The 6862-nt window shown below is 58.6% G+C and carries 6 protein-coding genes; 2 read left to right on the forward strand and 4 right to left on the reverse strand.

The window, feature by feature from the left end:
- Positions 1 to 438: 438 nt before the first annotated feature.
- Positions 439 to 1317, forward strand: a complete 879-nt coding sequence (locus ACKJSM_RS22220; RefSeq protein ID WP_410238859.1) for a hypothetical protein — start codon at positions 439 to 441, stop codon at positions 1315 to 1317.
- Positions 1318 to 1370: 53 nt separating this feature from the next.
- Here the strand turns inward: ACKJSM_RS22220 and ACKJSM_RS22225 are convergent, their stop codons facing one another.
- Genes ACKJSM_RS22225 through ACKJSM_RS22240 form a run of 4 tightly spaced genes read right to left on the reverse strand, consistent with a single transcriptional unit; the run spans position 1371 to position 4795 of the window.
- Positions 1371 to 2528: a betaine/proline/choline family ABC transporter ATP-binding protein gene (locus ACKJSM_RS22225; protein WP_410238860.1), complete on the reverse strand. Its 1158-nt coding sequence runs from the start codon at positions 2526 to 2528 to the stop codon at positions 1371 to 1373.
- Positions 2525 to 3178, reverse strand: a complete 654-nt coding sequence (locus ACKJSM_RS22230; RefSeq protein WP_085729571.1) for an ABC transporter permease — start codon at positions 3176 to 3178, stop codon at positions 2525 to 2527. The genes ACKJSM_RS22225 and ACKJSM_RS22230 overlap by 4 nt, the downstream gene beginning before the upstream one ends.
- Positions 3179 to 3191: 13 nt before the next feature.
- Positions 3192 to 4085: a glycine betaine ABC transporter substrate-binding protein gene (locus ACKJSM_RS22235; protein ID WP_236181479.1), complete on the reverse strand. Its 894-nt coding sequence runs from the start codon at positions 4083 to 4085 to the stop codon at positions 3192 to 3194.
- A gap of 20 nt (positions 4086 to 4105) precedes the next feature.
- Complete coding sequence (locus tag ACKJSM_RS22240) at positions 4106 to 4795, reverse strand: ABC transporter permease (protein ID WP_410238864.1); 690 nt, start codon at positions 4793 to 4795, stop codon at positions 4106 to 4108.
- A gap of 355 nt (positions 4796 to 5150) precedes the next feature.
- Between ACKJSM_RS22240 and ACKJSM_RS22245 the strand changes: the two genes are divergently transcribed.
- Positions 5151 to 6734 (forward strand): peptide chain release factor 3, encoded by a 1584-nt coding sequence (locus tag ACKJSM_RS22245; protein WP_339485947.1) that lies wholly within the window; start codon positions 5151 to 5153, stop codon positions 6732 to 6734.
- Positions 6735 to 6862 lie beyond the last annotated feature (128 nt).

The following is a 6862-nucleotide window of genomic DNA, read 5'->3' on the forward strand; positions in this document are numbered from 1 at the left end:
GCAGCCCTTGGCCTTGCTGTCTCGTCGTCAGTACTTGAGCCGGATGGATCGTTTCCAGCATGGACGTTCGGCGCGAACTTTAGGGCGTGAGGGGCCCGAGATCAACAAAAAATGTCGCGTTTTTGCACGCTTCCGTCGTGCGGTAGCGCTCGGTCACGGGTGTAACCGACCTGCGTGACAGGCTGATGTTCCCTCCGTGTCGATTTTTCGAACGTTTGTTTGCAGCCAAGTGCGGAAATAAGCTGGACGGTTTTAATCTCAAATACGTATTGAATAAACGAGGGTGACTGTCATTTCCGACAGGTGTGAAAAATCCTGATCTTGATTAGGGTGACAAGGCCTAAAACATTCACATCCATCAGAGACCAATGGTTCTTTAAATCAGGCCAAGAGCAGCCATCGATTTTAAAAGTCCAGTGATCGGGGGGCATCACAGTAATGAAGATATTTTCGTGGGTACTGATTGCATTGCTTTTTGCCGGGTGTGCAACTCATGAGCCGCCCCCCCCTCAAAGCCGAGTGCCTTTCGCAACCGGGGCGCAAATAGCAGCCTATTTGACGGAGGCATATAACAACCTGATTACGATGTGTCGGGCCAACCCGTCGGCGCCGCCATTTCTTTGCTCTGGCGTGATGCTGCGCGCAACCAAGCGCTCCACGCAGTACCATTTCTGGGATCCAAATCCCAGTTCCCATGCGGTCTCTTTCTCTTTTCTGCGCAAGGATTCCAAGTTCAGCAAGTTGGTGTTCGGCTATAACAATGGCTTTATATTTTCCCCTTACTTCTTCGCCGCTTCGGGCAAGATAGAACCGGAAATTCGTTGTTTCTTTCCCGTGGACGGTGCAACGTCGTCACGTAACGACGATGGTTGTGGTCAAGTGCCGGGGGTACCGAGCGGGATTCCGTGCCAGTCGCAAAATATCAATACGGCTGCGCAATACCTTGCTCACTACAATAGTCAGCCGAATAAATATCACCATCTTTGCGGATTCGATGTCAGAGATCATTTGAATCAGGCAGCTACCGTTGCGTTCAACGAGGCGCTCAAGGCGCAGGCGCAAGGAGGGCAATTCGCGTTCAATACCCAGAACGAGTTCGTCCTTGAAAAATGGGGACAGGGTCTGGGCAGCAGTTTGCCCATTCAGGCGCTGTTCTACCTCGACGATACAGGCAAGGTCGACGCGCAATACGATCAGCGTGATTTCAAGACGCAAACCGGGATCTGGATTCCAATGATAAAAATCACGCTTCCACGGACAACGGCGGAAGACGCTACATTCCAGTACATCCCCGCCGATCAGGCCATTTCCTCCTGAACCAAAAAGGGCGGTGCTGACCCGCAAGCACCGCCCTTTTCACCGCCCGCGCATCACGCCAAAGCTACTTCCGCCGGCGACACGATGCTGGTCTTGCCTCCACGGGATTTACCCGAACTCAAATACTCGGCAATCGATTCCTGAGTCACTTCGCCCAGAAACACCCGCTCGGCATCCATCACCGGCAACCACGAACGATTGAACTCGTACATCCGCGACAACAGGATGCGCAAATGCTCGTCGTAGGCCGCCGTGGCGTTGAACTCGCGCAGGAACTGCGCGCAGGTACCGGTCTGACGGTGCAGGTCGCGACGGCGCACATAGCCCAGGGCCTTGTTCTCAGCGTCAGTCACAACGACGTAGCGACGGTCATGTTCGTCCATCAACTCCAGCGCATCGGCCACCGGGGTTTCCGGGCTGACCGACGGCGCGTTGTCCGCGGCGTCCTCGGCTTTCACCAGCAACAGGCGTTTGAGGGTACTGTCCTGGCCGACAAAGTTGCTGACAAAGTCGTCCGCCGGATGGGCGAGCAGGGTGTCCGGGTGGTCGATCTGCAACAGCTTGCCGGCGCGGAAGATTGCGATCTTGTCGCCGAGCTTGATCGCTTCGTCGATGTCGTGGCTGACCATGATCACGGTCTTGTTCAGCGCGCGCTGCATCTCGAAGAACTCGTTCTGGATCATCTCGCGGTTGATCGGGTCGACCGCGCCGAACGGTTCGTCCATCAGCAACAGCGGTGCATCCGCCGCCAGGGCGCGAATCACGCCGATCCGTTGCTGCTGGCCGCCCGACAGTTCGCGCGGGTAACGATGCAGATATTGCTTGGGTTCAAGCTTGATCATGCTCATCAGTTCGCGGGCGCGGTCGTGGCATTTCTGTTTGTCCCAGCCGAGCAGTTTCGGCACGACGACGATGTTCTCTTCGATGGTCATGTTCGGGAACAGACCGATCTGCTGGATCACGTAACCGATGTTGCGGCGCAGGGTCACTTCGTCGAGGTCGCTGGTGTCTTCGCCGTTGATCAGGATCTTGCCCGAGGTCGGCTTGATCAGGCGGTTGATCATTTTCAGCGTGGTGCTTTTGCCGCAGCCCGATGGCCCGAGGAACACACAGATTTCGCCTTCATTGACGGTCAGGCTTACCGAGTCCACGGCTTTCACATCTTTGCCGTTGCTTTGGAAGGTTTTGCTGAGGTTTTGAAGTTCGATCATTTGAGGAGTCCTTTTGGAGTCAACGAGCGTTGCAGCCATTGGAGAAACAGGTCAGCGAAAATGGCCAGAAGACTGACCAGCAGCGCGCCGACGATGAGCATCGACATGTCGCTGCGGCTGATGGAGGCGAGGATCAGCACACCGAGGCCGCCGGCGCCGATGGTCGCGGCGATGGTCATCACGCCGATGTTCATCACCACGGCGGTGCGCACGCCGGCGAGGATCACCGGCACTGCGATCGGCAACTCGACCATGCGCAGGCGCTGGCCGAAGGTCATGCCGATGCCGCGTGCGGCTTCACGGATGCCCGGCTCGACGCCGGTCAGGGCGAGGTAGGTGTTGCGCATGATCGGCAGCAGTGAATAAAGGAACACGGCGGTGATCGCTGGCATCGGGCCGAGGCCCTGGCCGAATTTCGAGTAGAACGGCAGCAGCAGGCCGAACAGGGCAATCGACGGCACGGTCAGCAGCACCGTGGCGCTGGCCTGCAAGGGACCGGCGAGGCTCGGGAAGCGCGTCATCAAAATGCCCAGCGGCACGCCGATGAGGATCGCCAGACTGACGGCGATGCCGACCAGGGTGATGTGCTGCCAGGTCAGGTGCATCACCTGCTGCCAGTCGAGGTGGGAAAAGGCGTTCAAAAATTCCATGACTTTTCCTCCTTTAGTTCAGTGGGTGCTGGCGCAGGAAATCGGCAGCGACTTTCGACGGGCTCTCGTGATCGACATCGACCCGCGCGTTGAGCTGGCGCATGGTTTCGTCGTCGAACAGCTCGGCCAGCGGTTTCAGTTGCTCGGCCAGTTGCGGGTGGGCGTCGAGGTAGGCCTGACGCACGACCGGCGCAGCGGTGTAGTCCGGGAAGTAATGCTTGTCGTCTTCCAAAAGCTTCAGGCCGAAGGCGTTGAGGCGACCGTCGGTGGTGTAGACCAGACCGGCAAACACCTGACCGTTACGCAGTGCGGTGTAGACCAGCCCGGCGTCCATTTGCCGGATGTTCTGGCGGGTCAGGTTCATGTCGTACAGCTTGACCATGCCATTGAGACCGTCGGAGCGGTTGGCGAACTCGGTGTCCAGCGCGACCAGGTGATTGGTCTTGGCTTCAGCCTTCAGCACGTCGTTCAACTGGCTGATGTTGCTGATCTGCGGATATTCCTCAGCGACTTTTTTTGGCAAGGCGAGGGCGTAGGTGTTGCTGAATTTCGACGGAGTGAGCCAGGCCAGGCCTTTTTTTGCGTCGAGTTCTTTCACCCTTGCGTAGGACTGTGCGCTGTCGAGTTTTTCGGTGACGTGGTTGTAGGCCACCAGCGACACGCCGGTGTATTCCCAGAGCATGTCCAGTTGCCCGGTTTCGTGGGCGCTGCGGGCCAGGTTACTGCCCAGACCACCAGTGATCTGCGCGTCGTAGCCTTTGCTGCGCAGGTATTGTGCGGTGATTTCCGCAAGCAAGGTCTGCTCGGTGAATACCCGGGCGCCGAGGCGAATCACCGGTTTGTCGGCGGCTTGGGCGATGCCTGCGAACAGCAGCACGCAGCCCAGAATCAAACTGAGTCTTTTCATAAATATTCCTTTGCAAAGCCTCAAGACGGGCGCAAACCGCGTTCCAGCCAGAGACGGCTGGCAAGGGTGACCACGCCATCGAGCAGCAGGGCCAGCAGCGCGGTGCACGCGGCGCCGAGCAGAAGTTGCGGCTGATTGTTCAGGGCGATGCCGGGGAAGATCAGGCTGCCAAGGCTGTTGGCGCCGATCAGGAAGGCCAGCGGCGCGGTACCGACGTTGATCGCCAGCGCCACTCGCACACCGCCGACGATGATCGGCACGGCGTTGGGCAACTCGACTTTCCACAGCACCTGGCTTGGAGTCATGCCGATGCCGACGGCAGCCTCTTTCAGCGAGCCCTGGACGTTTTTCAGGCCTTCGTAGGTGTTGCGCACAATCGGCAACAGTGAAGCGAGGAACAGGGCGAAGATCGCCGGACCGCTGCCGATGCCGAGAATCCCCAGGGCAATCGCCAGTACGGCCAGTGGCGGCACGGTGTTGCCGATGTTGAAGATCTGCATGAAGCGTTCGGCGCGGCCGACCATGGTCGGGCGGCTCAGGAAGATGCCGGCGGGGAGGCCCACGATCAGGGCAGCCAGCATTGAAGCGAGGACGAGAATCAGATGAGCTTGCAGGTAAAACAACAAATCGTCGCGGTAGTGTTCAATCGTGTTGATGCCGATCCAGTGGACCAGCAGGGCCAGGAGCGCGATCACCACCGCACCTCCCATCAGCCCTTTGCCATAGCGGATAGCCACAGGCGGACTCCTTTTTTAGTCGGCGAACGCAGTCCCGTCTGGCATGCCAAGCCTTGGCTGCCGGGAGAGTCGTTCGCGAGAAGCGGCTTTTTTTCAGCCCGGCAAAAGCGGTCCGAAAGCGAGCCATGAGCGCAGCCTCGTCAGGCTAACTTGCTGATTTTTCAGCCCCTGACGAAAAGTCGTAACAGGGGATGGACGTCTCCGTGCTTTGAAAGGTTCCCATCTGAGGCAGCATTTGGCCACCCTTAATGTGCTCAACGGTTCGGTTATTGAATCGAGTTGGGCTATAATCGCTGCCCTTTTTTGAATCACCGCCAGGCGATTTCCCATGACCAGACAGGCCGCCGAAGTCGCGAAACGCCGCACTTTCGCCATTATTTCCCACCCCGATGCCGGTAAAACCACCATCACCGAAAAGCTCTTGCTGATGGGCAAGGCGATTGCCGTGGCCGGTACGGTGAAATCCCGTAAATCCGACCGCCACGCGACATCCGACTGGATGGAGATGGAAAAGCAGCGGGGCATCTCGATCACCACGTCGGTCATGCAGTTCCCGTATCGCGAACACATGATCAACCTGCTCGACACCCCGGGCCACGAAGACTTCTCCGAAGACACCTACCGTACCCTGACCGCGGTGGACTCGGCCTTGATGGTCCTCGACGGCGGTAAAGGTGTAGAGCCACGTACGATTGCCCTGATGGACGTCTGCCGTCTGCGTGACACGCCGATCGTCAGCTTCATCAACAAACTCGACCGTGACATCCGCGACCCGATCGAACTGCTCGACGAAATCGAAGCCGTCCTGAAGATCAAGGCGGCGCCGATTACCTGGCCGATCGGTTGCTACCGCGACTTCAAGGGCGTGTACCACCTGGCGGACGACTACATCATCGTCTACACCGCCGGTCATGGTCATGAACGCACCGAAACCAAGATCATCGAGAAACTCGACTCCGACGAAGCCCGCGCACACCTGGGCGACGAGTACGAGCGTTTCCTCGAACAGCTGGAACTGGTGCAGGGCGCCTGCCACGAGTTCAACCAGCAGGAGTTCATCGACGGGCAACTGACCCCGGTGTTCTTCGGTACCGCACTGGGCAACTTCGGAGTCGACCATGTGCTCGACGCCGTGGTTGACTGGGCCCCGCGTCCGCTGCCGCGTGTGGCCAACGAGCGCACCGTGGAGCCGGTGGAAGAGAAGTTCTCGGGCTTCATCTTCAAGATCCAGGCGAACATGGACCCGAAACACCGCGACCGTATTGCCTTCATGCGGATCTGCTCCGGCAAGTACGAAAAAGGCATGAAGATGCGCCACGTGCGCACCGGCAAGGACGTGCGCATCGGCGACGCCCTGACGTTCTTCTCGTCCGAGCGTGAACAACTGGAAGAAGCGTACGCCGGCGACATCATCGGTCTGCACAACCACGGCACGATCCAGATCGGTGACACCTTCAGCGAAGGCGAAACCCTGGGCTTCACCGGCATCCCGCACTTCGCCCCGGAACTGTTCCGCCGTGTACGCCTGCGCGACCCGCTGAAATCCAAGCAACTGCGCCAGGGCCTGCAGCAGCTGGCTGAAGAAGGCGCGACCCAGGTGTTCTTCCCGGAGCGCAGCAACGACATCATCCTCGGCGCCGTCGGTGTGCTGCAGTTCGATGTGGTCGCCAGCCGCCTGAAAGAGGAATACAAGGTCGAGTGCTCCTACGAGCCGATTACCGTGTACTCCGCGCGCTGGATCGAATGCAGCGACAAAAAGAAGCTCGAGGAATTCTCCAACAAGGCCGTGGAAAACCTGGCACTGGACGGCGGCGGTCACCTGACCTACCTCGCCCCGACCCGCGTCAACCTGGCCCTGATGGAAGAGCGCTGGCCGGACGTGAAATTCCGTGCGACCCGTGAGCACCACTAAGCGCTGATTGGCGACACCCGAAAGCCCACTGATATAACAGTGGGTTTTTTTGGTTCATCACGGATTGCCGGGAAACACGCTCTTGATCTTCATGAAAAAGAATTCGCTATCCCGGTAACCGTACGCCA

This window comes from Pseudomonas sp. PHC1 (assembly GCF_046487845.1).
Classification (GTDB): Bacteria; Pseudomonadota; Gammaproteobacteria; order Pseudomonadales; family Pseudomonadaceae; genus Aquipseudomonas; species Aquipseudomonas sputi.

Excerpts from the sequence above, each read along its gene's own strand:
- ACKJSM_RS22245 (WP_339485947.1), top strand. The coding sequence starts at position 5,151 with ATGACCAGACAGGCCGCCGAAGTCGCGAAACGCCGCACTTTCGCCATT.
- ACKJSM_RS22240 (WP_410238864.1), bottom strand. The coding sequence starts at position 4,795 with ATGGGAGGTGCGGTGGTGATCGCGCTCCTGGCCCTGCTGGTCCACTGG.
- ACKJSM_RS22220 (WP_410238859.1), top strand. The coding sequence starts at position 439 with ATGAAGATATTTTCGTGGGTACTGATTGCATTGCTTTTTGCCGGGTGT.
- ACKJSM_RS22230 (WP_085729571.1), bottom strand. The coding sequence starts at position 3,178 with ATGGAATTTTTGAACGCCTTTTCCCACCTCGACTGGCAGCAGGTGATG.
- ACKJSM_RS22235 (WP_236181479.1), bottom strand. The coding sequence starts at position 4,085 with ATGAAAAGACTCAGTTTGATTCTGGGCTGCGTGCTGCTGTTCGCAGGC.
- ACKJSM_RS22225 (WP_410238860.1), bottom strand. The coding sequence starts at position 2,528 with ATGATCGAACTTCAAAACCTCAGCAAAACCTTCCAAAGCAACGGCAAA.